Annotated in this window: 24 protein-coding genes and 1 tRNA gene; 19 read left to right on the forward strand and 6 right to left on the reverse strand. The window is 66.1% G+C overall.

What is annotated here, in order from left to right:
• Positions 1 to 10 precede the first annotated feature (10 nt).
• Positions 11 to 83, forward strand: a tRNA-Ala gene (locus ASC63_RS11700).
• Between the two features lie 85 nt (positions 84 to 168).
• Positions 169 to 1,518, forward strand: coding sequence for an MFS transporter (locus ASC63_RS11705; protein ID WP_162242897.1), 1,350 nt, complete (start codon positions 169 to 171; stop codon positions 1,516 to 1,518).
• Between the two features lie 16 nt (positions 1,519 to 1,534).
• Here ASC63_RS11705 and rimK read toward each other — a convergent pair whose 3' ends face one another.
• On the reverse strand, positions 1,535 to 2,725 hold the full coding sequence (gene rimK / locus ASC63_RS11710) for a 30S ribosomal protein S6--L-glutamate ligase (protein ID WP_055815445.1): 1,191 nt from the start codon (positions 2,723 to 2,725) through the stop codon (positions 1,535 to 1,537).
• 25 nt (positions 2,726 to 2,750) lie between these two features.
• On the opposite strand from rimK, the gene ASC63_RS11715 reads away from it, so the two are divergent.
• From ASC63_RS11715 to ASC63_RS11760, 10 genes are all read left to right on the forward strand, one after another.
• Positions 2,751 to 3,233 carry an ATP-dependent zinc protease family protein gene (locus ASC63_RS11715; protein ID WP_235492219.1) on the forward strand — a complete coding sequence of 161 codons (483 nt, stop codon included), beginning with the start codon at positions 2,751 to 2,753 and terminating at the stop codon, positions 3,231 to 3,233.
• 50 nt (positions 3,234 to 3,283) lie between these two features.
• Complete coding sequence (locus ASC63_RS11720) at positions 3,284 to 4,087, forward strand: IclR family transcriptional regulator (protein ID WP_055813433.1); 804 nt, start codon at positions 3,284 to 3,286, stop codon at positions 4,085 to 4,087.
• A gap of 91 nt (positions 4,088 to 4,178) precedes the next feature.
• Positions 4,179 to 5,396: a 4-hydroxybenzoate 3-monooxygenase gene (locus ASC63_RS11725; protein ID WP_055813437.1), complete on the forward strand. Its 1,218-nt coding sequence runs from the start codon at positions 4,179 to 4,181 to the stop codon at positions 5,394 to 5,396.
• A complete protein-coding gene (pcaH, locus tag ASC63_RS11730; RefSeq protein WP_055813440.1) occupies positions 5,393 to 6,166 on the forward strand; it encodes a protocatechuate 3,4-dioxygenase subunit beta in 774 nt (257 codons plus the stop codon). The genes ASC63_RS11725 and pcaH overlap by 4 nt, the downstream gene beginning before the upstream one ends.
• A complete protein-coding gene (pcaG, locus tag ASC63_RS11735; protein ID WP_055813443.1) occupies positions 6,159 to 6,731 on the forward strand; it encodes a protocatechuate 3,4-dioxygenase subunit alpha in 573 nt (190 codons plus the stop codon). Before pcaH ends, pcaG begins: the two co-directional genes overlap by 8 nt.
• Positions 6,724 to 8,190 carry a lyase family protein gene (locus tag ASC63_RS11740; protein WP_055813446.1) on the forward strand — a complete coding sequence of 489 codons (1,467 nt, stop codon included), beginning with the start codon at positions 6,724 to 6,726 and terminating at the stop codon, positions 8,188 to 8,190. Before pcaG ends, ASC63_RS11740 begins: the two co-directional genes overlap by 8 nt.
• Positions 8,187 to 9,437 carry a bifunctional 3-oxoadipate enol-lactonase/4-carboxymuconolactone decarboxylase PcaDC gene (pcaDC, locus tag ASC63_RS16820; RefSeq protein WP_200936865.1) on the forward strand — a complete coding sequence of 417 codons (1,251 nt, stop codon included), beginning with the start codon at positions 8,187 to 8,189 and terminating at the stop codon, positions 9,435 to 9,437. Before ASC63_RS11740 ends, pcaDC begins: the two co-directional genes overlap by 4 nt.
• Positions 9,438 to 9,439: 2 nt before the next feature.
• Positions 9,440 to 10,258: a CoA transferase subunit A gene (locus ASC63_RS11750; protein WP_055813451.1), complete on the forward strand. Its 819-nt coding sequence runs from the start codon at positions 9,440 to 9,442 to the stop codon at positions 10,256 to 10,258.
• A gap of 4 nt (positions 10,259 to 10,262) precedes the next feature.
• Positions 10,263 to 10,943 carry a CoA transferase subunit B gene (locus tag ASC63_RS11755; RefSeq protein WP_082487560.1) on the forward strand — a complete coding sequence of 227 codons (681 nt, stop codon included), beginning with the start codon at positions 10,263 to 10,265 and terminating at the stop codon, positions 10,941 to 10,943.
• Positions 10,940 to 12,181 carry an acetyl-CoA C-acetyltransferase gene (locus ASC63_RS11760; RefSeq protein ID WP_235492220.1) on the forward strand — a complete coding sequence of 414 codons (1,242 nt, stop codon included), beginning with the start codon at positions 10,940 to 10,942 and terminating at the stop codon, positions 12,179 to 12,181. The genes ASC63_RS11755 and ASC63_RS11760 overlap by 4 nt, the downstream gene beginning before the upstream one ends.
• Before the next feature lie 31 nt (positions 12,182 to 12,212).
• Here ASC63_RS11760 and ASC63_RS11765 read toward each other — a convergent pair whose 3' ends face one another.
• On the reverse strand, positions 12,213 to 13,232 hold the full coding sequence (locus ASC63_RS11765) for a VOC family protein (RefSeq protein WP_055813456.1): 1,020 nt from the start codon (positions 13,230 to 13,232) through the stop codon (positions 12,213 to 12,215).
• A 101-nt stretch (positions 13,233 to 13,333) separates the two neighbouring features.
• Positions 13,334 to 14,260 (reverse strand): LysR family transcriptional regulator, encoded by a 927-nt coding sequence (locus ASC63_RS11770; protein ID WP_055813459.1) that lies wholly within the window; start codon positions 14,258 to 14,260, stop codon positions 13,334 to 13,336.
• 133 nt (positions 14,261 to 14,393) lie between these two features.
• Here ASC63_RS11770 and ASC63_RS11775 point away from each other — a divergent pair, with 133 nt between their 5' ends.
• Genes ASC63_RS11775 through ASC63_RS11795 form a run of 5 tightly spaced genes read left to right on the forward strand, consistent with a single transcriptional unit; the run spans position 14,394 to position 19,535 of the window.
• Complete coding sequence (locus ASC63_RS11775) at positions 14,394 to 15,389, forward strand: fumarylacetoacetate hydrolase family protein (RefSeq protein WP_157487665.1); 996 nt, start codon at positions 14,394 to 14,396, stop codon at positions 15,387 to 15,389.
• Entirely contained in the window at positions 15,382 to 16,374 is a 993-nt protein-coding gene (locus tag ASC63_RS11780; protein ID WP_235492223.1) for a cyclase family protein, read from the forward strand. Before ASC63_RS11775 ends, ASC63_RS11780 begins: the two co-directional genes overlap by 8 nt.
• 31 nt (positions 16,375 to 16,405) lie before the next feature.
• Complete coding sequence (locus ASC63_RS11785) at positions 16,406 to 17,542, forward strand: FAD-dependent monooxygenase (protein WP_055813465.1); 1,137 nt, start codon at positions 16,406 to 16,408, stop codon at positions 17,540 to 17,542.
• On the forward strand, positions 17,539 to 18,552 hold the full coding sequence (locus tag ASC63_RS11790; RefSeq protein ID WP_055813468.1) for an amidohydrolase family protein: 1,014 nt from the start codon (positions 17,539 to 17,541) through the stop codon (positions 18,550 to 18,552). The genes ASC63_RS11785 and ASC63_RS11790 overlap by 4 nt, the downstream gene beginning before the upstream one ends.
• On the forward strand, positions 18,549 to 19,535 hold the full coding sequence (locus ASC63_RS11795) for a fumarylacetoacetate hydrolase family protein (RefSeq protein WP_055813470.1): 987 nt from the start codon (positions 18,549 to 18,551) through the stop codon (positions 19,533 to 19,535). Before ASC63_RS11790 ends, ASC63_RS11795 begins: the two co-directional genes overlap by 4 nt.
• Positions 19,536 to 19,562: 27 nt before the next feature.
• On the opposite strand, the gene ASC63_RS11800 is transcribed toward ASC63_RS11795, so the two are convergent.
• Positions 19,563 to 20,822, reverse strand: coding sequence for an MFS transporter (locus ASC63_RS11800; protein WP_055813474.1), 1,260 nt, complete (start codon positions 20,820 to 20,822; stop codon positions 19,563 to 19,565).
• Between the two features lie 166 nt (positions 20,823 to 20,988).
• A complete protein-coding gene (locus ASC63_RS11805) occupies positions 20,989 to 22,215 on the reverse strand; it encodes a multidrug effflux MFS transporter (RefSeq protein WP_055813477.1) in 1,227 nt (408 codons plus the stop codon).
• A gap of 187 nt (positions 22,216 to 22,402) precedes the next feature.
• On the opposite strand from ASC63_RS11805, the gene ASC63_RS11810 reads away from it, so the two are divergent.
• On the forward strand, positions 22,403 to 23,248 hold the full coding sequence (locus tag ASC63_RS11810; protein ID WP_055813480.1) for an SDR family NAD(P)-dependent oxidoreductase: 846 nt from the start codon (positions 22,403 to 22,405) through the stop codon (positions 23,246 to 23,248).
• On the opposite strand, the gene ASC63_RS11815 is transcribed toward ASC63_RS11810, so the two are convergent.
• Positions 23,223 to 24,056: a UbiA family prenyltransferase gene (locus ASC63_RS11815; RefSeq protein WP_055813483.1), complete on the reverse strand. Its 834-nt coding sequence runs from the start codon at positions 24,054 to 24,056 to the stop codon at positions 23,223 to 23,225. The genes ASC63_RS11810 and ASC63_RS11815 overlap by 26 nt on opposite strands.
• 71 nt (positions 24,057 to 24,127) lie before the next feature.
• On the opposite strand from ASC63_RS11815, the gene ASC63_RS11820 reads away from it, so the two are divergent.
• The gene (locus tag ASC63_RS11820; protein ID WP_055813486.1) at positions 24,128 to 25,135 is read left to right on the forward strand and encodes a LacI family DNA-binding transcriptional regulator; all 1,008 of its coding nucleotides are present in this window, start codon (positions 24,128 to 24,130) and stop codon (positions 25,133 to 25,135) included.
• The last annotated feature ends 32 nt before the right edge of the window (positions 25,136 to 25,167 follow it).

The raw sequence follows: 25,167 nt of genomic DNA on the forward strand, positions 1-25,167 counted from the left end.
CGAAAGAAACGGGGCTGTGGCGCAGCTGGTAGCGCACCTGCATGGCATGCAGGGGGTCAGGGGTTCGAATCCCCTCAGCTCCACATTTGTGCAGGCCCCGCTCGTTTGAGCGGGGCCTTTGTCGTGCGGCACTTGCCACACGCATCCGATACCCCCTTTACTAAGACCGTGACAACTCTGCAGCGACGAGTTTTGCTCGTCGCAATACTCGCCTCGTTCGTGGCATTCCTCGACGGCTCGGTCATCAACGTCGCATTGCCGGCGATCTCTCGTGAGTTGGGCGGAGGCTTGCCGCTGCAGCAGTGGGTCGTCGACGCGTACCTCGTCACACTGGGCGCGCTTATTCTCGTTGCTGGTTCGCTTTCGGATGTCTTCGGTCGCCAACGCGTGTTGCGGGTCGGGCTCGTCTGGTTCGGGCTCGCCTCACTGCTGTGCGCGGTTGCCCCGACCGGGGTGTTTCTCGTTGCGGCTCGCGCGCTGCAGGGGGTGGCTGGCGCGCTGCTCGTTCCGAGTTCGCTTGCCATCATCATCTCGAGCTTCTCCGGCGCGGCCCAGGCCAAGGCGATAGGCCAGTGGACGGCATGGACCGGCGTCGCCTTCGTTGCTGGGCCGCTCGTGGGAGGGGTCTTCGTCGACACCCTCTCGTGGCGATACGTCTTCGCCATCAACGTCGTCCCCATCGTGGCCACGTTGTGGCTCATGCGAGGATTGCGCGGCCAGGATGTGCGCACGGGCGGGCGCATCGATTATCTGGGCGCGATACTCGGCGCGGTGGGCCTGGGTGGCGCGGTCTTTGCTCTGATCGAGCAGGGCCAGTACGGCTGGGCCGCCCCCCGGGTATGGATTCCGCTCGTCATAGGCCTTGCCTCCCTGGTGGCGTTCGTGATCGTCGAGAACCGATCCGCGGCGCCGATGTTGCCCTTTGTGATCTTTCGCGTGCACAATTTCTGGGTGGGCAACGTGGCGACGTTCCTCGTTTACGGCGCCCTGGCATTCGGGCCGCTCATCGTGACGCTGTACCTGCAGCAGGTGGCGGGGTACCCGGCAACGGCCGCCGGCCTCGCGTTGATTCCGCCGACGCTTGTGATGCTTCTGCTCTCCAGCTACTTTGGCGGCCTCGCCGGGCGGCACGGACCGCGCCTGTTCATGGCGCTCGGACCGGTTGTCGCGGCCTGCGGCTTTCTCACCATGATGCTTATGGGGAGGGAGAACGTCGTCTACTGGACCGAACTGCTGCCCGGCGTGCTTCTCTTCGGGCTGGGGCTCTCGATGACCGTGGCACCGCTGACATCCGCCATTCTGGGTTCGATCTCGGCTGCACAGGCGGGCATCGGTTCCGCCACCAACAACGCCATTTCCCGCGTTGCCGGGCTGATCACCGTGGCCTGTGCAGGGGTGATAGTCGGCGAGCACCTCGATCACGACGGCCTGGTGCGCGCGCTCATTGCGACGGCCGCCCTCATGGTGATCGGTGGGCTCGTCTCAGCGATAGGAATTCGCAACCCGCGCCACGAGTGATGTGACGCTCGACGGTTCATTCCCCAGGTATCGGCTCCCTGGGTAGCTTGCGCACCTTTGCGCGCCGTCGACGCCGCTCGGGAATCATGGAGCGCATCTCTTCGAGCTTGCCGAAACAGAGCAGCCGGTCTCCGGCCTCCAGCTCGACGCCGCCCTTCGGATTGGGAATGACCGTTGCGCCTCGATGCAGGGTGAGAACGGTGATGTCACGTTCCCCGAGACCGGAGTCCCGCATCCGCTTGCCGACGAGGTCGGCGTTGCCGTGCACGAGCAACTCCGCCACACCGTAGCCGGTGGAGACGCTGAGGCGCTGACGCACGTCGATCTCGGGAAAGGCCACCTGATTGGCGATGAAGTCGATCACGGCCCCGGCGACATCCAGCCCGGTCGCGGTCTCGATGCCCTCGAGCCCGGGTGAGGAGTTGACCTCCATCACGAGAGGCCCGTCGTTGCCCTCGAGCATGTCGACCCCCGCGATGCGCAGCCCCATGATTTGGGCAGAGCGCACCGCCGCCTGCTCGTATTCGGGGGTCAGCTCGACGGCTTCGACGGTGCCGCCGCGGTGCACGTTCGAGCGGAACTCGTCACCGCTGGCCACACGGCGCATCGCCGCCACGACCCGGTCTCCGACGACCAGGGCACGGATGTCGCGGCCACGGCTCTCGGAGATGAAGCTCTGGATGAGCACGTTCTGCTTCGTGGAGTGGAGGGTCTCAATGATCGCCTCGGCGACCTTCTCTTCCGGGGCGAGGATGACGCCGATGCCCTGGGTGCCCTCCAGGAGCTTGATGACGACGGGTGCGCCGCCGACCCGCTCGATTGCGAGCCGCACATCGGCGCGGCTGTGCACGAATGCCGTTGCAGGCATCGCGATGTTGTGACGGGAGAGAATCTGGCTCGCGCGGAGCTTGTCGCGTGAGTTGCTGATGCCGTTCGCAGTATTGGGCGTGTAGACGTCCATCTGCTCGAACTGACGCACGACAGCGGTGCCGAAGTAGGTGATCGAACTGCCGATGCGCGGCAGCACCGCGTCGTAGTCGGAGAGCAGCTTGCCTCGGTATTGCAGATCGGGTTCGGCACCGGAGAGGTCGATGGCGAAGCGAAGCGTGTCGAGTACCTTCACGCGGTGGCCACGTTGCACCGCCGCCGCGCGCAGGCGCTGCGTGGAGTATGCCTGCGGGGCGCGCGAGAGGATGGCGAGTTTGATCGGATGCTCCTGCCAAGATGGTGGGGTGAGAGACGACTCCCATTCAAGCACCATCGTCGGTTGGCGAGAATGGCTGAGCCTGCCCGGAATCGGTGTGCCCTGGATCAAGGCCAAACTCGACACGGGCGCTCGTAGCTCGGCACTGCACGCCTTCGACATCGAGGAGATGGATGGTGGCGATCGGGTGCGTTTTCGGGTGCAGCCGTGGCAGCGTTCGAAGGAAGACACCGTGATCGTCGAGTGCCCCGTGCATGATCGCCGTCTGGTGCGCAGTTCCTCGGGCCACAGCCAGGAGCGCATCGTCGTGCTCGTCGACGTGCAACTCTTCGGCCGAACCGTGACGGCCGAGACGACCCTGAGCAATCGCGATCAGATGGGTTTTCGTATGCTGATCGGGCGCGAGGCGTTGCGCCAGGGCTTTATCGTGCACCCCGGCAAGTCCTTTCTCGCCGGGCGTGCACCGCGTGAGATTCGGCGACGCAACCGCGGTCGCGAACAGCTGTCGTGAGCCGCCGCCGCGGTACCGCCGAAACAGCCGATTCAGGACCGTGAGAAGCAATGTCAGGCAAGCCAGCACAGTCAACCGGGCCCGAAGGCCAGGAGGGGTTCGGCGATGACCGATCGGTCGCCGCGCGGCTCTTTGCGATCATCGATGCCTTCAGTGCGCCTCCGGCGGCATCTCTCTCGTTGACGGCGATCGCGCAGCGTGCCGCGCTGCCGTTGTCGACCACGCATCGAATGGTCGCCGAGTGGGTGGCCTGGGGAGGACTGGCGCGCCAGGAAGACGGCCGTTACAGTCTGGGGATGCGGCTCTGGGAGGTCGGCGTGCAGACTCCCACCGCGCGCAATCTGCGCACCATAGCGTTGCCGTACCTCGAAGACCTTTATGAGGCCACGCGTGAGCACGTGCACCTCGCCATTCTTGACGGGCACGACGCGTTGTACGTCGAGAAGCTCTCAGGCCATCAGGCCGTGCACATCATCTCGCGAGTCGGCGGTCGGCTGCCGCTGCACGCCACGGGCGTCGGACTCGTTTTGCTCGCGTTCGCTCCACAGGAGACGATCCATGCCTACCTGGCCGCGCCGCTCAAGCGTTTTCTGCCCGGCACCGTCACCTCTGCGTCGCAGCTGCGCAGACGCATCGCCGCGATACGGGCACACGGTTTGGCGTTCATGTCTGAGGAGATGACGGCGGGATCGAGTTCCATTGCCGCGCCGATTCGCGATAGAACGGGCCAGGTGGTGGCGGCGGTCTCGATCGTGACCCACACCACCGCTCGCCCGGATGCTGCGCACGAGCAGGCTGTGCGCGACGCGGCACAGGGAGTCAGCCGGGCACTGGGATACCGCAGGTCGAGCTGAGTAGACTTCCACTGAGTGGAAGTGCCACCATGAGGTGTCTCCTGTCCCGTCAGACTGGGGTCATTGCCCACCATCGTCGCGAGGGAACTGCATGTCTGCCGAAACCACACGTGTCGCCATCATCGGCGCCGGACCGGCGGGACTTCTGCTCGGGTGGGCCCTACGTCGTTCCGGCATCGACGCGATCATCGTGGAGAATCGCTCCGTCGACTACCTCCTCGCCCGGGTGCGCGCGGGCGTGCTGGAGCAGGGCTCCGTCGAGACGCTCACTCGGCTCGGGCTCGGCGAACGCCTGGCATCCGAGGGCATGATTCACGACGGCATCTACCTGCAATTCGCCGGTGAGCGCCACCACGTCGATTTCAACGAACTCATCGGGCGCACCGTCACCGTCTACGGACAGCAGGCCGTCGTGCGTGACCTTCTCGAGGCGCACGAGGCCGATGGCAGTACCATCTACTTCGAGGCGACGGATGTATCGGTGCACGACATCGAGTCCCGCTCGCCCCGCGTCACCTTCGGCCACGAGGGCGAGGCGCACGAGATCACGGCAGACTTCATCGTCGGTGCCGACGGCTTCCACGGCGTGTGCCGCCCCGCCATACCGGCAGAGGCGATCACCATGTATGACCGCAGCTACCCGTACGCGTGGCTGGGCATTCTCGCATCCGTTGCCCCGTCGACCGATGAACTCATCTATTGCCTGCACGAAGACGGTTTCGCCATGCACTCCATGCGTTCGCCGCAGGTCTCGCGACTGTACCTGCAGGTGGATCCGAGCGAGTCGATCGACGAATGGTCGGACGCGCGCATCTGGGATGCTCTGCAGTCGCGGCTCGGCGTGCCCGGCTGGAGCCTGCACGCGGGTGAGATCACCGAGAAGTCGATCACGCCGATGCGCAGCTTCGTGGCGTCGACGCTCAACCACGGCAGTCTCTTCCTCGCCGGCGATGCCGGTCACATCGTGCCGCCCACCGGCGCCAAAGGGCTCAACTCGGCCATCTCCGATGTGACGATGCTGGCGGATGCGCTCATCGCCCACTACGCAAACGATGACACCGCACTCACCGGCTACAGCGACGCGGCGCTGGCCCGGCAATGGCGCACGCAGCAGTTCTCGCAATGGATGACGCAGATGCTGCACCGTCACCCCGGCGACAGCCACGAACTGCAGTTCGACTACCGCAGCCAGCTCGGCCAGCTCGATTACACGACACACTCGCTTCACGCCATGCGCTCGCTTGCCGAGCAATACACAGGATTGCCGTTGACCACAAACGGCAGCACGAGAGGAAACATCGCACTATGAATCTGCCCAGCCAGGAGGAGATCAGCGCCGAGATTCTCGCCATCGAAGACGAGGCCAGACGGGCCGTCGTTGCCGGTGGTAAGCCGGAGGTGCACCCGCGGCGCGACTATGCGCCGTATCGCAGTTCCGTGCTGCGGCATCCGACCCACGAGCTTGTGCGGGTCGACCCGGAAGAGGTGGAAAGGGAATCGCCCGCGTTCGGCCACACCGATGTGAACGTTCTGGAAAGCGACCTCACCATTCAGCACTCCGGCGAGCCGCTGGGGGAGCGCATCACGGTCTCGGGGCGCGTTCTCGACGGTGAGGGGCGAGCCGTGCGCAACCAGCTCATCGAGATCTGGCAGGCGAACTCCAGCGGGCGTTATGTGCACAAGCGGGACCAGCATCCGGCGCCGCTCGACCCCAACTTCACCGGAGTGGGCCGCGCCATCACGGGCGATGACGGGGAGTACCTCTTCACCACCATCAAGCCCGGCCCGTACCCGTGGAAGAACCACACCAATGCGTGGCGACCGGCGCACATTCACTTCTCCCTGTTCGGCTCGGCCTTCACGCAGCGCCTGATCACCCAGATGTATTTTCCGGGTGACCCGCTGTTCGCCCTCGACCCGATCTACCAGTCGATCACCGACCCGGCCGCACGCGAACGCCTGATCGGGCACTACGACCACGAGCAGAGCGCGCCGGAGTTCTCGCTGGGGTACGTTTGGGACATCGTGCTGACGGGGCCGAAATCAACCTGGATGGAGAGCGAGGAAGCTCATGACTGACACCGTGTCGTCGAAGGAATTTGTGCAGACACCGTCGCAGACTGTTGGACCGTTCTTCGGCTACGCGCTGCCCTATGAGGGCGGCCCGAATCTCATCGCCGCGCATCTGCCGCAGGCCATTCGCTTTCACGGCACCGTATATGACGGTGCCGGGGAGCAGGTTCCGGATGCGATCGTCGAGATCTGGCAGGCCAACGAGCGTGGCGAGATCGTGCGCGAGCAGGGCAGCCTGGAGCGTGACGGATACACCTTCACGGGATTCGGTCGCACCTCGGTGAATCTCGCCGGTCACTTCACCTTTACCACAGTGAAGCCCGGCGCCGTCGATGGCGGCGCACCGTACATCCTCGTCACGATCTTCGCGCGCGGGCTCATGCATCACCTGTTCACGCGGGCGTATTTTCCCGAAGATGCCGAGGCCCAGGGCGGGGACGCTGTCTTGAGCGCGGTTGCCGCCGACCGGCGCCAGACACTCGTGGCCGTTGCCGATGGCGAGAACTCGTATCGCTTCGACATTCGGTTGCAGGGCGACGGTGAGACCGTGTTCTTCGATTTCGATGCCTGATTCGACACATATCGCTTCGGCACACGCAGAATCGACGTTCGGCTACAGCGTCGGGCTGCTCGATCCGATCGTGCACGGTACGGATGCGACGCGGCTCACCGATGATGCAGCCTGGCTGCAGGCGCTGGTCGACACCGAGCTGGCGCTGACTCGGGCGCTGATCCGCGTGGGTCTTGTGCCGGAATGGATGTCGGAGGTCGTCGACCGGCTCGATGACCCGGCATGGCTGGGCTCCAGCATCGATCTGGCCCAGATCGCCGCGCATTCCCGCGCGGGCGGCAACCCGGTGATTCCCTTGGTGAAGGCGCTCGGCGCCGCCGCGGAGGAGTTGCACCCCGGCGCATCCGACCATATTCACGTCGGCGCTACCAGCCAGGACATCGTGGATACGGCAACGATGCTCATCGTCCGGGGCGTGGCCAGGGAGGTGTTGGGCGCGCTCTCGTCGCTCGCCGATTCGCTTGCGGGGCTTGCCGATACGCATCGCCGCACCCCGATGGCCGGCCGTACGCTCGGGCAGCAGGCCTCCCCGATGAGCTTCGGGCTCGTGGCCGCGCAGTGGCTGGATGCGGTGCTCACCGTGCGCGCGCGTCTCGACCACGTGAACGACGAGCTGCCCGCACAACTGGGCGGAGCGGTCGGCACGTTGTCGACGCTCACGGATCGGGTCGCTTCGCGACTGCCGCAGAAGGGCCCCGACACCGTCATCGATGAGATAGTTGCGGGCTTCGCCGCCGAACTCTCGCTGCGTGCGCCGAGCATCACCTGGCATACCGATCGACTTGCCGTGACCACCGTTGCCGACGCGCTGGCCTCCGTCGCGGGCGCCGTCGGTGCCTTCGCGCTCGAGGTGACCGTGTTGGCGCGTACCGAGATCGCGGAGCTCTCCGAACGACTGGGTGCGGGTGAGGGGGGCTCCTCCGCGATGCCGCACAAGCGCAATCCCGTCACAGCATTCCTCATCGTCTCCGCCGCACGGCGGGCCCCTGGGCTGCTGGCGACGCTGCACGGCAGCCTGCTTTCCGAGGATCAGCGCCCGAGCGGCGCCTGGCACGCCGAGTGGCCGACACTGCGCGATCTCGAAAGTCTCACCGTCGCGGCGGCGCAGGCGGCGGCATCCCTCGCCGATCGTCTCGAGGTCGACACCGAGCGCATGCGGGCGAACCTGGAGATCACCGACGGGCTCATCTACAGCGAACGGGTCAGCACGATTCTCAGCGAGGCGCTGGGCAAGCGCGCCGCATTCGAACTGGTGGAGGCGGCCTCCCACGAGGCCCTTGACACGCATCGCCCGTTGCAGGTTGTACTGTCTGGCCGTCTGGCCACCGATGGCCACGACGAGAGCTTGCGCGCGCTCATCTGGAAAGCGTTTGAGCCCGACGGCGCACTCGGCCAGAGTGACCGCATGATCTCCCGTGTGCTTGAACGGCACACCCGTGAAAGGACGGCAACCCCGTGAGCCAACCGACGATTCGCTGTTCCATTGTGCCCGTGCACAGCGGCGCGGCCGACGCGCAACTGCTCGTGCTCGGGCCCTCCCTGGGCACGACGAGCGAACTCTGGGACGGTGTCATCGGCCTGCTCTCGCAGAACTACCGGGTGCTGCGCTTCGACCTGCCCGGGCACGGCTTCAGCCCGGCGGCCACCGAATCGTTCACGGTGGGCGAGCTGGCGGATGCCGTGGTCGGCCTGGTCGACTCCATCGGCGGCGGCGCCTTTCACTACGCCGGGGTGTCTCTGGGCGGTGCCGTGGGGCTGCAGCTGGCGCTGCGGCATCCGGAGCGGTTGCTCAGCCTCAGCGCTCTGTGCACCGGAGCGCAGATCGGTGAACCGGATGCGTGGCTCGCCCGGGCGGCCCAGGTGCGTGCCAGCGGCACCGCATCCGTCGTCGCCTCCAGCGCTCAGCGTTGGTTCGCCCCCGGCTTTCTGGAAAGGGACCCCGCCGCCGGAGGGGCCGCCCTCGACAGGCTGCTGCAGATCGACGACGAGTCGTACGCGCTGTGCTGTGAGGCGCTGGCCGACTACGACATCACCGCTCAGCTGGGGCAGATCACTGCCCGCACGCTGAGCGTTGCCGGGGAGACAGACCAGGCGACGCCGCCCGCCAAGCTGCGTGAGCTGGCCAAGGGCATCGCCACCGCCCGCTATGCGTGCATCGCGGGCGTCGCTCATCTGCCGATGCTGGAGCGGCCGCGCAAGGTTGCGGCCCTCATTCTTGAGCAGGCGCAGTCAAGCTTCGAGGGGGCGCTTGCGGCAACCGCCACGCAGACCCACGCTGCGGGCATGACTGTGCGCCGCGAGGTGCTCGGTGACGCACACGTGGATCGGGCGAACGCGGCCATCACGCCCGAGACGGCCGATTTTCAGGACTTCATCACGCGCTATGCGTGGGGCGAGGTGTGGACTCGGCCCGGCCTAGACCGCCGCACGCGCAGTTTTCTCACCATTGCCGCACTGGTGACCGGTGGCCACGAGAACGAGCTCGGCATGCACGTGCGCGCCGCGCTGACGAACGGGCTTACCCGGGCGGAGATCAGCGAGGCACTGCTGCACGTGGCGATCTACGCCGGTGTTCCCGCCGCGAACTCGGCCTTCGCCGTCGCGCGTGAGGTCTTTGCCGAGATCGACTCATCATCCACGACACCGGCTTCTTCCACACCGACTTCATCCACCCCGACGTCATCCACACCGAGCCAGGAGAACTGACCATGGACAAGAGCTATGCCTCGGCCGCGGAGGCCGTCGCCGACATCGCCGACGGCTCATCGCTCGCGGTCGGAGGCTTCGGACTTGTGGGCGTTCCGATCGTGCTGATTCGTGCACTGCTTGCGCAGGGAACCGGCGACCTCGAGGTGGTGTCGAACAACTGCGGAGTAGACGGCTGGGGTCTCGGCGAGTTGCTCTCCGAGGGCCGCATCTCTCGCGTGATCGCCTCGTACATCGGCGAGAACAAGGACTTCGCCCGCCGCTATCTCGGCGGGGAGCTCGAGGTCGAGCTCACGCCGCAGGGCAGCCTCGCGGAGCGGCTGCGCGCCGGGGGAGCGGGAATTCCCGCCTTCTTCACGGCCAGTGGCGTCGGCACCATGGTTGCCGAGGGTGGGCTGCCCTGGCGATACGGTCCCGGCGGCGAGGTGGCCATTGAATCGCCGGTGAAGGAGACACGCACCTTCACCTCGCTCGGCAGCGAGAAGGAGTACGTGCTCGAGCAGGCCATCGTCACCGACTACTCGCTCGTGCGAGCCGCCAAAGGCGACCGCCATGGCAACCTCGTGTTCGAGAAGGCCACGCGTAACTTCAACCCGGTTGCAGCCATGGCCGGGCGCATCACCATCGCCGAGGTTGACGAACTGGTCGAGCCGGGTCAGCTCGACCCCGACGAGATTCACCTGCCGGGCATCTATGTGCACCGCGTGGTGCAGTTGACCGCCGAGCAGGCATCCGATCTGCCGATCGAGAAGGTCACCACGCGACCACGACCCACAGGACAGCGACCAACAGGACAGCGACCAACAGGACAGGAGGGCTGACACCGTGGCACTGACACGAAACGAAATGGCGGCGCGGGCCGCCCAGGAACTGGCCGACGGCGAATACGTGAACCTGGGTATCGGGCTGCCGACCCTGATTCCGAACTACATTGCCGACGACATCACCGTCGTTCTGCACTCGGAGAACGGCGTGCTTGGCGTGGGCCCGTACCCCTGGGAGGGCGAGGCGGATCCCAAGCTCATCAACGCGGGCAAGGAGACGGTGACGGTCAACCCCGGCGCGGCCTACTTCGACTCGGCCACGAGTTTCGGCATGATCCGCGGCGGCATGATCGACGTCGCTGTGCTCGGCTCGATGCAGGTCTCCGTGGTGGGCGATATCGCCAACTGGGCGGTGCCGGGCAAACTCATCAAGGGCATGGGCGGTGCCATGGACCTCGTGCACGGCGCGGACAACGTGATTGTGCTCATGGAGCACGTGACGAAGACCGGCGAATTCAAGATCGTGAACGAGTGTTCGCTGCCGCTGACGGGCAAGAAGGTCGTGACCCGCATCATCACCGATCTCGCGGTCATCGACGTGACGCCTGACGGTCTCGTGCTGCGCGAGATAGCGCCGGGACTCAGCGTGGATGAGGTGCAGGCGGCCACCGGGGTGACGCTCATCATCGAGCAGGAGCCGACGGTCATCCACACGACGCTGGACGGGCAGGAGCAATCGTGAGTAACACAGCGTCGAGCCAGACCGTGCTGCGCGATGTCGTCATCTGTGAGCCGTTGCGCACGCCGATCGGGCGTTTCGGCGGCATGTTCAAGACCGTCGCACCGGTGGACCTCGCATCCACGGTCATTCGCGCGCTCATGGAGCGCACCTCACTCGACGGTGATGTCGTCGACGACGTGATCTTCGGGCAGGGGTATCCGAGCGCCGAGGCGGCGCCCATCGCCCGCGTGGCAGCCCTCGACGCAGGCCTGCCGGTGACGGTCGGCGGGGTTCAGCTCGATCGCCGCTGCGGCTCGGGCCTGCAGGCAATTCTCGATGCCTCGATGCAGGTGCAGACCGGGGCGAGCGACGTGGCCATTGCCGGCGGTGTCGACTCGATGAGCCAGGCGCCGCTGTACACCGTCGGCTCACGCTGGGGCATCGCCGGCACGGCGGGCGTGCTGCTGCGGGATGCGCTGGGGCGCGCCCGCGAGACGGCCGGCGGCAGAAACTACCCGGTTCCCGACGGCATGCTGGAGACGGCGGAGAATCTGCGCCGCGATTTCTCCATCAGCCGGGAGGATCAGGATGCGCTCGCGCTGCGCTCCCACCAGCGGGCCGTGCGCGCCGCGGCCGAGGGCCGCTTCGACGACGAGATCGTCGCCGTCACCGTGCCGTCTCGCAAGGGCGACCTGATCATCGACAAGGACGAGACGCCGCGGGCAGACACGACCCTGGAGGCCCTCGCCGGGCTGCGGCCGATCCTGGTGAAGAAGGATGCCGCATCCACCGTCACTGCAGGCAACGCCAGCGGCCAGAACGACGCAGCTGCCGCGTGCATCGTCACCACGCCGGAGCGGGCGGCCGAGCTCGGCCTCACGCCCATCGTGCGCCTCGTGGGCTGGGCCCGCGGGGGAGTCGAGCCCTCGCGCATGGGCAACGGGCCCGTCGTCGCAGTGGAACGGGTGATGCGGCGCACGGGGTTGAGCCTGGCCGAGATGGACCTGATCGAGCTGAATGAGGCGTTCGCCGCGCAGGTGCTCGCGGTGGCCCATCAATGGAACTTCACTGAGAAGGACTGGGAGCGCACCAACGTGAACGGCTCCGGAATCTCGCTCGGGCATCCGGTTGGGGCGACGGGGGCGCGCATACTCGCCACCGGCTCACGCCAACTGCAGCGTGACGGGGGCCGCTACCTGCTCGAGACGATGTGCATCGGTGGTGGCCAGGGCCTCGCCGCGATCTTCGAGCGGGTCTGAGCGGCGCATCCGGTGGCGAGCCGGCGCGCGCTTAGCCCAGCCCGGGCTTCGCGTACGGGTTGATGAGGTCGTTCTCGGTGCCCGGAAGCACGCCCTCTTCGGTGGCGCTCGGGCCGTCGGCCGGCGGGAACGATTCGGTCATCGACATGGGCATCTGGCTGTTGCGATAGAAGTTGTTCGAGCCCTGCGCGGGGTGCCACTCGTAGGGCTCCCAATCGGGCACATAGTTGCGGTATCCGCCGGTGTTCACCTCGACGCGGAATGTCGATGGGTCGCGGAAGTACAGGAAGTTCTGCTCACCGATGCCGTGGATCGAGGGGCCGTATTCCATGGGCGTGCCGTTCTCCATCAGGATGTCCGCCGTGCGAAGAAGGTCTTCGCGCGTGTCTACCCAGTACGCAAAGTGGTTTGCGCGCCCGGCACGACTCGATCCGTCGAGCACAACGCCAAGGTCGTGAGACTTCTCGTTGGTGGTCAGCACGGTGAACACGCTCGTGCCGCCATGCTCAAGGGTGGTGTGTGCCATGATGCGGAATCCGAGTGTCTCGCTGTACCAGGCCGCGAAGCCCCGTACATCACTCGCGGCGATGGTGACATGGTCGAGGCTGCGAGGGGCAACGCCGTCGCGGCTGCGGCGGGCCGGGCGATCCGGATACGTGGAGGCATTGTCTCCCTCGCCGTGAAAGCGTTCGACCTCCCAGAACAGCTCCATCGTGTGCCCGTACGGTCCGGTGAAGGTGTAGGAACGGCCGTGGCCGAGCTTTGACTCCGTCCAGGTGCCGACGATGCCAGCGGCCTCGATGCGTCGAGCCGCCTCTTCGAGCGCGTCGGCGCTCTGCGTGCGCCAGGCCATAACCTCAAGTGCTGGCTCCGGGCCCTCTGCTATCACCAGGCTGTAGCGGTAGTAGTCGCCCCAGTTCCGCAGGTATACGGCGCCATCGGCGCGGTCCGTGACCTGCATGCCGATCTGTTCCTGGTAGAAGGCGACGGATGCCTCTACATCGGGTGTCGCGAGGCGAACGTGGGTGAGTTGGTTGAGCAGCTGGATCATCGTTGGTCCTCCGAGCGGGATCATGGGTGGAATATGACCACTGTGCCGCGTCGAAGGAGTATTGGGAACGCTTATTTCTTGATATCGGAAATAACCGGCATTTATACCGCCGGCGCAGCTTGCAGACCCGCGCGCTCGACGGCGAGCGGCAGCAGTGAGCGCAGCCAGACATGCTCCGGATCGCGTTCGTGAACCGGGTTCCACCAGAAGGTCTCGGTCAGGGGCACCACGTCGAACGGGCACTCGAGCATGCGCATCCGACCATCCTGCACCATATTTCTCGCCACCGATTCCTGCACGAGCGCGATGCGGGTGCTGCCGGCCAGCAGCGAGGGCAACGCGAGAAAACTTGGGGTCACGATCTGCACCCGGGGTTCGATGCCGAGCATCTGCATCTGCTTCGAGGCGGGCGTGTACTCGCTCGGTCCGCTGAAGGTGAAGACCCACGGCAGCTGGGAGAGCTGCTCGAGTCGCAGGCTCTCACCCACCTCGGGGTTGTGTGCGTCCACGATGCACACCCAGCGATCGCAGAACATGTCCTGATGCGGAATGTTGAGGTAGCCGTGCGGCATGAAGAGACCGTCATAGTCGCGCAGGGAGTCCGGTGCATTGGTGACAGCAGGGGTCGTGATGCTGTGAAAGCGGATGCGCACGCCCGGTGCCGCCTCGGCGAGCACCTCCGCAAGCCCTCCGCCCAGAACGGACATGCCGTAGTCGGAACTGAAGATGGAGAACTCTCGTGTCGAGGTCGTCGGGTCGAATTCGGCCTGGGCAGAGAAGATCCGCTCCATGCTCAGCGTGGCCGAGTATGAGCGATCCAGCAGCTGTGCGGCGAGGGGAGTGAGCTCGTAGTTGTTGCCGCGCCTCTCCAGCAACTCATCGCCGAAATGCCGACGCAGTCTGCCGAGGGCGGCGGAGAGCGCGGGCTGGCTCATGTGCATGCGCTCGGCCGCCCGGCTCACGCTGCGCTCCTCGAGCAGTGCCCGCAGGGGGAGGAGCAGATTGAAGTCGACATTGCGCAGCTGCATGGAGTCAAGATATCACCGACGGGGATACTCGATATAAGCAACATCATCTTGCCGAATAACGCCCGGGACGGCAGAGTGAGGTCATCGGGCGTGCTCGTCCGTTGGCATGCACACCGAATCAAGGAGCCCCTCTATGACCGAATCATCACAGTGGGCTCTGGGATACGTCGCGGGAGTGGACGGTTCGTTCACGGCACTGGCCGTGGGTGAGCAGGCACGCGATCTGCGCGCCGATGCGTCGAGCTTTGCCGGTCTCGACCTCTCCACGCCCGAGGCCAGCCAGCTGCTGCTGCGTGACTGGCACGCCAACCGCACGAAGCTCGAGGCTCTGGCCGCGGATACAGCCAGTGGTATCTGGCTGCCGCTGGCATCCGTCACGCCGCTGGCACCGCTCGTGCCGCGACAAATTCTTCAGGCCGGAGCGAACTACCGCACGCACGTCATCGACCTGGCGGTCAGCCACGCGGACCTCTCCGGTGGCCGCACCGAGGAACAGGTGCGGGCCGAGACCGCCGCGATCATGGATGAGCGCAAGGTCAATGGCATCCCGTACTTCTTCATCGGGCTTCCCTCGGCCGTCACCGGCCCCAGCGACGAGGTGATGCTTCCGGCTTATTCGGAGCGCCACGACTGGGAGCTGGAATTGGCCGCCGTGATTGGTTCGACGGCCTTTCGTGTTAGCCCCGAGGAGGCTCTCGATCACGTCGCCGCATACACGATAGTTAACGACCTGACCACCCGCGACCTCGTCTTTCGACGCGACATGCCCGAGATCGGCACTGACTGGTTTCGTGCCAAGAACGCGCCCGGCTTTCTGCCCCTTGGGCCGTGGCTGGTACCGGCGGAGTTCATCGATGACCCGCAACAGCTCACGCTCACGTTGCGCCTGAACGGTGAGGTGATGCAGAACGAATCGTCCGAGGACATGCTGTTCACCGTCGCCGAGCTCGTCTCGGCCGCCTCGCAAACCACTTCATTGGAGCCGGGGGATCTCATTCTCACCGGCAGCCCTGCAGGAAACGGCGCGCACTGGGGCAGACTGTTGCGCGACGGCGATGTCATGGAGAGCACCATCACTGGACTGGGAAGCCAGCGAACTCGCGTTGCAGGGGAGGCGAACCGTGGCTGAGAAAGCGGCACACCTGCCCCCGCTCGACCCGAGGAATCCGCTCGCCGCCATCGAGTCGGCCGCCGACGCGTACCGCAACTGGGGGCGCTGGGGCGAGGACGATGTGTGGGGCACCCTGAACTTCATCGACGAGGCCAAGCGCGTCGAGGCGGCCGGATTGATTCGTCGCGGCACCACCTTCTCGCTTTCGCAGCTCTTCGACACCGACGGCCCGCAGAATGGCTGGCGTCGGCGCACCAACCCGGTGCACACCATGCTCGACACCGGGGTAGACGCGGCCCGCGGCAACCAGGGTTTTCCGCATGGGATCGGCGGGGCAGACGACGTCGTGTTCATGCCGCTGCAGTCATCAACGCAATGGGATGGCCTCGGGCATATCTTCGATCGCGGTCGCGCCTGGAACGGTCGGGACTGCGGTGAGGTGGTCACGGGTGAGGGCGACCAGGTCACCGGCATCGAGAAGACGCGTGACCGCTTCGTCAGCCGCGGCGTGTTACTGGATGTTGGCGCGCAGTTCGGCGAGAACGGTGAACTTCCCGACGGTTTCGCCATCACCCCTGAGCACCTCGATGCGACGATCGAGGCACAAGGGGAGTCGTCTCACATCGGCACCGGCGACATCATGCTGGTGCGCACGGGCCGGCTCGCCCGTGCTCGACGTGACGGATGGGAGGAATACGCCGGCGGTCCTGCCGCCGGGCTGTCCTTCACGACGGCCGGATGGCTACACGGGCACGAGGTTGCCGCGGTGGCCACCGACACCTGGGGCTTCGAGGTGCGCCCGAACGAGTTCGACGACGCCTTCCAGCCGCTGCATCAGATAGCCATCCCGAACATGGGTCTGTTCATCGGCGAGTTGTGGGATCTCGACGCCCTCGCGAAGGACTGCGCCACAGATGGTCGTTACGACTTCTTTCTGACCGCGGCTCCTATTCCGTTCACCAAGGCGGTCGGCTCACCGGTGAACCCGATAGCCGTCAAGTAACTCGTTCATCCCCACTCAAAGGAGAGTAAAAATGCCCGCAGCCAACCGCGTCCTGGTCGTCGGAGCCGGCATCGCCGGCACCGCGAGCGCCACCTTCCTGGCCGAAGGCGGCGTCGAGGTCGATCTCGTCGAGAAGAACGCTGAGGTAAGCGCGCTCGGCTCCGGCATTACGCTGCAGGGCAATGCGCTGCGCGTCTTTCGTCAACTCGGCGTGCTCGAGCAGATCGAGGCGCACGGCTACGCCTTCACTACCGTGGGCCTGCGTGCACCTGACCCGCAGGGCACGTTGCTGGTGGAGATGCAGGATGTGCGCACCGGGGGAGACGAGCTGCCCGCCACGGTCGGCATGCCGCGCCCGGAGCTCGCCCGCATTCTGGTCGAGCGCGCCATCGACGCCGGAGCGAACGTGCACTTTGGCGTGGAGGCGACGCAGCTCGAACAGCATGACGACGGCGTCGACGTGACCTTTTCTGACGGCAGCACGGCCCGTTATGACCTCGTCATCGGGGCCGATGGGCTGCACTCGCAGGTGAGATCGCAGATCGGAATCGACACGAAGCCGGAGCCGACCGGCATGGCCATCTGGCGCGTGTTCACGCCGCGCCCCGACAGCGTCACGCGCACCGATCTCATCTATGGCGGCCCGAGCTACATCGCGGGTTACTGCCCGACCGGCGAGAACTCGCTCTACGCGTACATCGTTGAGACCGCGGATGCGGCGAACTTCGCCCTGAGCGGCCCTGAGCGCGTGGAACGGATGCGTGCGCTCAGCGAGGCATACCACGGGCCGTGGGACGACATCCGGCCGTTCATCACGCCCGAGCGCGGTGTCAACTACACCTTCTTCGAGGCTCACGTCGTCGATGCACCGTGGAACCGCGGATGTGTTGTCATCATCGGCGACGCGGCGCATTCCTGCCCTCCCACGCTCGCGCAGGGCGCCGCCCAGTCTCTGGAGGACGCGGCGGTTCTGGCCGAACTGATTCTGGGTGCCGATGGTCTTGACGAGGGTCTGTGGCGTTCGTTCACCGGTCGACGGGTGGCGCGCGCGAGAACGGTGGTCGAGGCATCCGTGCAGCTCGGTCAATGGCTCATCGACCACGACGAGAAGGCCGACGTGCCCGGCCTGATGGGGCGCATCAGCGCGCTCGTGACGGAGCCGGCATGAGCGTGCCACGCGTGGTGGATGTGCACGCGCACGCGCTCTTTCCCGCCCTGCAGGACATCGTCGTCGACGGCGACCCTGCCGGATTCGAGGCGCACCAGCGGCTGGAGTTTGTTCGCAACGGCGCCGAGTCCATGGCCGCGTCGGGGGCGATGGTGGGCGCGTGCTTTCCCCAGCTGACCCAGCTGGATCGTCGCCTCGCCGACATGGATGCCGCCGGCGTCGATGTGCAACTCGTGTCGCCTTCGCCGTCGCACTACTACCCGTTTCTCGGCGAGTCTCTGGCACGCACCGTGGCACGCGCCGCCAACGAGGCAGTGCGCGACCTCGTGGCGCAGGCCTCAGACCGCCTCGCCGGGCTGGGACTGGTGCCGTTGCAACATCCGCGCCTGTCCGTGGAGCTGCTCGAGCACGCCGTTCTCGACTGCGGGCTGCGCGGCGTGGAGATCTCGTCTTTCGCCCCGGGCGTCGAGCTTTCTGATGAGCGACTGGAACCGTTCTGGGCGCGGGCGGCCGAGCTCGGCGCTGTGCTCTTTCTGCACCCCTTCGGCTGCTCACTCGACGAACGACTCGACCGTTACTACCTGTCGAACACGGTGGGGCAGCCGGTGGAGAACGCTGTGGCGCTCTCGCACCTGATCTTCTCCGGTGTGCTCGACCGACACCCCACGCTCACGGTGATAGCGGCTCACGGTGGCGGATACCTGCCCACCTTTCTCGGCCGCAGCGACCACGCCTGGCAGACACGGCCCGAGGCGAAGGGTTGCGCGAATGTGCCCTCCAGCTATCTGCGCCGGCTTTACTTCGACTCGCTGGTGCACACCCCGGATGCGGTGCGTGCGCTGGTGGCGGCGGCCGGCGCCGATCGCGTGCTGCTCGGCAGCGACTATCCCTTCGATATGGGGGTCAGCGATCCGGTGCAGCGCCTGAGCGCGGCCGGGTTGTCTGAGCAGGATACGGATGCCATCGCCGGCGGCAACGCGGCGCGCCTGAAAGTAGGGATCGAACGATGAAGATTGCCAGTTGGGTACACGACGGAGCCGAGCATGCGGGCGTGATAGTCGACGACCTGGCCTACGCGCTGCCCGAAGGGACCAGTGTGCTCGACCTCGTGCGCGGTGGCCTCGAGACGGCGCTGCAAGCCGGGCGTGCCGCGGTGGGGACCGCCGAGCCCGTTCGGCTCGCCGAAGTGCGCCTGCTGCCGCCGCTGCAGCCACCCGCCATGCGCGACTTTGTGGCCTTTGAGGAGCACGTCGAGGGCATGGTCAAGGGCGGCTCGCCAGACAATGTCGTCGGCGCCGAGTGGTACCAGGCGCCCACCTTCTACTTCACGAACCCGCACACCGTGCGGGCGACCGGCGATGACATTGCGGCGCCGGCCGATAGCCATGCGCTCGATTTCGAACTCGAGGTTGCCGCCGTGATTGGCGCCGTCGAGGGCAGCGATGGCGTGAGTCTCACTCCATCGGCCGCGCATCGGCACATCTTCGGCTACATGATCTTCAACGACTGGTCCGCTCGTGACCTGCAGAATCGAGAGATGAGGGTGAGTCTGGGCCCGTGCAAGGGCAAGGACTTCGCCAACACGCTCGGGCCGTGGATCGTCACCGCCGATGAATTCGAGCAGCTGCATGACGACGAGGGTTTTCTTCCCATCGCCATGTCGGTCTCGATCAATGGCATGGAGTACGGCCGCGACCTGCTCTCGAACATGGGCTGGCCGTTCGCCGAGCTCGTGGCATACGCCTCGCGTGATTCGAAGGTGGTGCCCGGCGATGTGCTCGGCTGTGGCACGGCAGGCACCGGCTGCCTCGCCGAGGCTTGGGGCCGCAGCGGCTCGCAGACCCCGCCCCCGCTGCAGCACGGCGATGTCGTGCGTATGGATGTCGAGGGCATCGGATTCATTGAGAACCGCGTCGTCGCCGGCGTCGCACAGGCGCCTGTCGCGCCCGCTCGCGTTCGCCCGCGCAACCGGGTGCGGGGCTCGCAGCACTGAGAAGTGCTGGCGAGCCCCGCCATCCGATCAGTTGGTCGCGACGGCCAGCTCCGGCTGTGGAACACGCACGAGCACGACGCGCATGATGATCATCGCTATCAGGCTGAGTACGCCGATGACGGCTATCGCCGGCCCGAGCCCACCCGTCAGGGCCGTGAGCGCGAGCACGATCAGCGGCGTGATGAACTCGCCGAAGAACAGCGCAGCCGTCCACAGCCCGGTGCCTCGGCCGCGCTGCTCATAGCTCAGCCGGGTGATGGCCCACGTGACTAAGGTCGGCAACATGATGCCGGTGCCGAAGCTGGTGATCACCGCTCCGATGACCGCGACGGGCACGGATCCGCTGAAGGCGACGATGAGCATCCCGACGCCGGCGATGCCGAATGCGAGGGGCAGCAGCAGCTTGACGCCGTGCCGGGCTATCCAGCGGAACAGGAATGCGCCGATAGCCGTTGCCAGGGAGGCAAGCGCCGTGGCGATGCCTATCGTGGCGGTGGAGGTGACGCCGAGACCGTCGAGCACGTAGGGCAGTTCGACGATGAGCGTGTAGAAGACGACGCCGCCGAAGATCGAAACGCCCGAGGGCAGGAACAGGCTGCGCCAGCGGATCGGCTCGAGCTTCCTGGCCTGGCGTTCAGCGCCGTCTTCAGATTGCTGTACCGGCCAGATGGCCCCGAGCATGAGCAGTGCCACGATAATGCTGACGGCGTAGAGCCAGAACGGGGTACGCCAGCCCGCCGCGCCGAGCGCGCCGCCCACCGCGAAGAAGACCGTCGCGGCCAGCGCCGTGACCATCGCCTGCAGACCCAGGTACCGGTTGCGCTTGTTGCCGTGGAAGTAGTCGGCGATGAGTGTCGTGCAGCACGTCATGATGAACGCCTCGGTGATGCCGACACCGACCCGGCTGAGCACGATCATGTTGAGCGTGTCGAGCCAGAGCGGCATCGTGCCGAGCACGGCGTATGCGAGCAGCGCCCAGATCAGCACGCGTTTGCGGCCGAGCTTGTCGACGATGGCTCCCGCGAAGGGCGCGAGAATGGCGATCATAAGCGCGGGGATGGTGAGAATGAGGGGAACCAGCGCGTCGGCTCCCGGAGAATTCACGAATTCCTTGCTCAGAATCGGCAGGATCGGGGCCAACAGCACGGCGCCGAGGATCGGCAGGCAACTGCCGATCAGAAGCAGCGTGCCCTGCAGCTTTCCTGCAGGCCTGCCCGTCTTCGGATTGATCGTGGATTCGGCGATGGCAGTTACGCCGGGGGAACCGCCTACGACATCGTTCGTCATTGAACACTCTCCATATATGAAGGGGCACCGGCGCCATTCGGGTCGTGGCACCGGTGAGCGGCATCGTTGCCGTGCTACCTGCCACTGTGGCGCGTCGGGCGCATATCAGGGAAGACGATGTTTCTTATAAGCAATATCGCCGCGATGAATAGTCGGCGACCGCCGCTCAGTCGAGTTCGGAGTGGTGAGCCCGACCGTAGCCGAGGCCGCACAGGGCAATGAGGACACAGCTCAGCGTGACAACGGCAAGCGGAACCAGACTCGTCTCGCCGGCGAGGCCGACCAGGGGCGCAACGGTTCCCGCCACGAGGAACTGTACGCATCCGAGTAGGGCCATCGCGGTGCCGCGCGCGCCGATCCCGGCGACGGCGAGTGCGGTGCAGTTACCCATGATGAAACCCGCGCCCGTCGTGATGAGAAAGAGCGCTGGCAGAATGATGACGGGTTGCGTGCTTGCGGTGAGAGCGGCGGTGACCAGCGTGAGCGAGGCCACGAGCTGTGCCGTCAGGCCGATTGCGGCGAGGGTGGATGCCTTCACCCGCCCGACGAGCCAGGCGCTCAGTGATCCCGCGATCACGATTCCGACCGCGTTGCAGGCAAAAACGAGGGTGAACTGGCCCGGCGAGAATCCGAGAATGCGCTGCACCACGAACGGTGACGCCGAGATATACGCGAACATCGTGCCGAATCCGAACCAGAAGGCCAGGGCATAGCCGAGAAACCTCCTGCGCGTGAGGATTCCGGTTGCCGTACGCAGAAACTCACGGAAGCCGCCGGTATGGCGTGCTGACTGTGGCAGAGTCTCGGGAATGAGCGAGAGCGTTCCCGCCAGGAGCAGGATCGCGAACACCAGGATTGCCCAGAAGATGGCTCGCCACCCAGCCCAGCCCAGAACGAGCCCGCCGAAGAGGGGGCCGAGTATCGGGCCGATTCCCGCGATGAGCCCGAGCAGGCTGAATACCCGTGCGGCGGCCGCGCCGCTGGTGAGATCGGCGGCTATTGCGCGGCCTATCACGATGCCTGCGGCACCGCTGATGCCCATGACGATGCGCCACAGAATGAGCAGCTGCACCGTCGGCGCGGTCGCGCACAGCATCGCGCTGATCACCAGCAGCGCCATACCGCCGAGCAGCAGGCGTCGCCGCCCAAGCCGGTCGGAGAGAGTGCCGAGCAACAGCTGGCCGAGTGCGAGCCCCACGCTGAACGCGGTCAGCGTCAGCTGGGTCCACGCTGCCGTCGTCGTCAGTTGTGAAGCCATGGTGGGCAGCGCCGGCAGATACATGTCGGTGCCGACCGGCCCGATGGCTCCGAGCGCGCCGATGACGATGAGGATCGGCAGCGTCAGGCGCGGTCGCGCCGGGCCGACCGCAGCGGCCTCACCGATCACACGCACACCAGGTCACGCCGTATTCCGGTAGCTCAGCCTCGAGCATGCGCGCGTTGCCTTTCTCGCTCGACCGATCAGTACATCCTCGACCTTATCGGCAAGCGATGTCTCGGGAACTCGTCAGCCGCGGGGGCACGGACCGGGTACGGTGAGAGTCCTTCCCAGATCTATTCGCAGAAGGGCCATTGACATCATGACCGACACCGGTACATCCGTGGTTCCACTGGCATTTCCGGGCCTTACCGGAAAGACGATAGTCGTTACCGGCGCTGCCAGAGGACAGGGCGCCGCCGAGTCGCTCGCGCTCGCATCCAGCGGTGCTCACGTAATAGCGACGGACCTGGGGGAGGAAGCGGATCGGCTGTGCGATGCGGCAGCTGCGCTTTCTGGTTCGGTGACGTACCGGCGCCTCGACGTGGCATCCGAGACCGAGTGGACGGAGCTCGCGTCATGGCTGGCCGATCGAGGCCGGGTGCACGGACTTGTGAACAATGCCGGCGTGGCCTTTCGCGCGCGCCTCGGTGATGTTGCCGTGTCGGACTGGAACCGTGTCATCGGCATCAACCTCACCGGCCCGATGCTGGGGATGCAGGCGCTCGCGCCCCTCATGGGCGTCGGCGCGTCCATCGTGAATGTGGGTTCGGCAGCCGCCGTGACACCGCACCATACTGTCGCGTACACGGCCAGCAAATGGGGCCTACGAGGGCTTAGCGGCGTGGCTGCGACCGAATACGGCTCGCGCGGCATCCGAGTCAACCTGGTGAATCCCGGCTATATCGAGACGCCCATGATGGCATCCGCACCCGCCGTGATGACCGACGCCCAGCTGGCTCTGACCCCCCTCGAACGCACCGGCCAGCCGGAAGAGGTGGCCGCGGTCGTCGCCTTCCTGTTGTCGGATGCCGCCTCATACGTCACGGGAGCGGAAATACCTGTCGACGGCGGATTCACGTCGTCGATGGGCGTCAAATACATGTCAGACGTTATCGCACGGGCCGCGGAGCACGACGCGGCTACGCCAGCATCGACGTCCCCGTGAGCGCGAGCATCACCACATCCACGATGGCCCCCGCCATGATCAGGCGCATCAGCAGGCGGGTCGGGCGTCGGGCGAGGGTGAGCACGATGCCTGTCACCGCCATGGCCAGTCCCAGAGCGAAGCCGATCACCAGAAGTGGATTTCGCAGAGATCCCTCGCTGAACGCCACGAGGCCGCCCGCGACCGCGAGGCACACGAACGCCGCGATTCCGGATGCCCGCGCCCCCATCACATGCGGCAGCCCCCGGATGCCGGTGCTCCGGTCATCCTCGAGATCCGGCAGCACATTGGTCAGGTGGGCGGCCGCTCCGAGAAGCGCGCCGGCGGCGAGAACCCACGCCGCAGGCATCCGCGGCGGAACGAGGCCGAGGGTCGCGACGGCGGGCAACAGCCCGAAACACAACAGATATGGCACGATCGAGGCGAGTGTGGACTTGAGACCGAGGTTGTACGCCCAGCCCATGCCGAAGCAGAGCAGATTGGCGATCGCGGCGGGCGGTCCGAGCAGCAGGGAGAGGGCGACGGATGCGGCGGCCGCGACGAACGCCGCACGCCGCACCACGGCGGGAGAGATCTGCCCGAGCGCGGTGGGCTTGTCGCGGCGATTCACCGCGGCATCGCGCCCGGCATCCAGCCAGTCGTTGGAGAAGCCGATGGAGAGTTGCCCGCACAGCACCACCAGGCCGAGCACGATGAGGCGCCACCAGGAATAGGAGACGGCGACGCCCAGCACGGTCGCCACGACGGTCACGACGATGGTCGGGCCGGGGTGGCTGGAACGCGCCAGCGCGATGACTCGATTCGCCATCCCCTCATCGTAAGCGCCCACGATGTAAAAAAGTTGCGCACAATTGCGGTGCTCTTGCGTAGAATGTCGCCATGTCCCGACGACTGGCCGAGGTTGCCCGCAAAGTAGGCGTGAGCGAGGCCACGGTCAGCCGTGTTCTCAACGAGAAGCCGGGGGTGTCAGAGGCCACGCGCCAGGCGGTGCTCACGGCGCTGGATGTTCTCGGCTATGAGAGGCCGACCAAGCTGCGCGGTGAACGTGCGCGGCTCGTCGGCCTGGTCTTCCCCGAGCTGCACAATCCGATCTTTCCCGCCTTCGCCGAGGTGATTGGCGGAGCTCTCGCCCAGAACGGCTACACCCCCGTGCTCTGCACCCAGACCGCCGGGGGGATCTCCGAATCCGACTATGTGGAGTTGCTGCTGCAGCAACAGGTCTCCGGGGTTGTCTTCGTGGGCGGTCTCTACGCCCAACTCGATGCACCGCACGATCATTACGCCAGGCTGGGTGAACTCAAACTGCCGACCGTGCTCGTCAACGCCCCGGTGCCGTCTCTGACCTTTGCCACGGTCTCCTGCGACGACGCGGTGGCCACCGAACAGGCCCTGAACCACCTGCGCCAGCTGGGTCACACCCGCATCGGTTTCGTTCTGGGTCCGCGCGATCACATGCCCTCGCGTCGCAAACTCGCCGCGGCCGAACGCATCATCACAGGCTGGGGCGAGACGTTGCCACCGCAGCACATCGCGCATTCCTTGTACTCGCTCGAGGCCGGCCAATCGGCGGCGACCCGACTCCTGCAGACGGGGGTGACGGCCATCGTATGTGCGAGCGATCCGATGGCCCTCGGCGCCATCCGCGCCGCCCGCCGCGCGGGGCTGAGTGTGCCGGGTGACGTCTCCATCGTGGGCTACGACGACTCGGCGCTCATGAACAGCGTCGATCCGCCGTTGACCACGGTGCGTCAGCCGATCGAGCCGATGGGTCGCATGGTGATCGAGCTGCTGCTGCGGCAGATCTCCAGCGATTCGGCCATCACGGACGAGCTGTTCTTCGAGCCTGAGCTCGTGGTGCGCTCATCGACGGGGCCCGCCGTTCGCTAACCATGCGCCAGACGGCGCCGCGCAAACGCGCG

The sequence above is a fragment of the Leifsonia sp. Root112D2 genome (assembly GCF_001424905.1).
Classification (GTDB): Bacteria; Actinomycetota; Actinomycetes; order Actinomycetales; family Microbacteriaceae; genus Root112D2.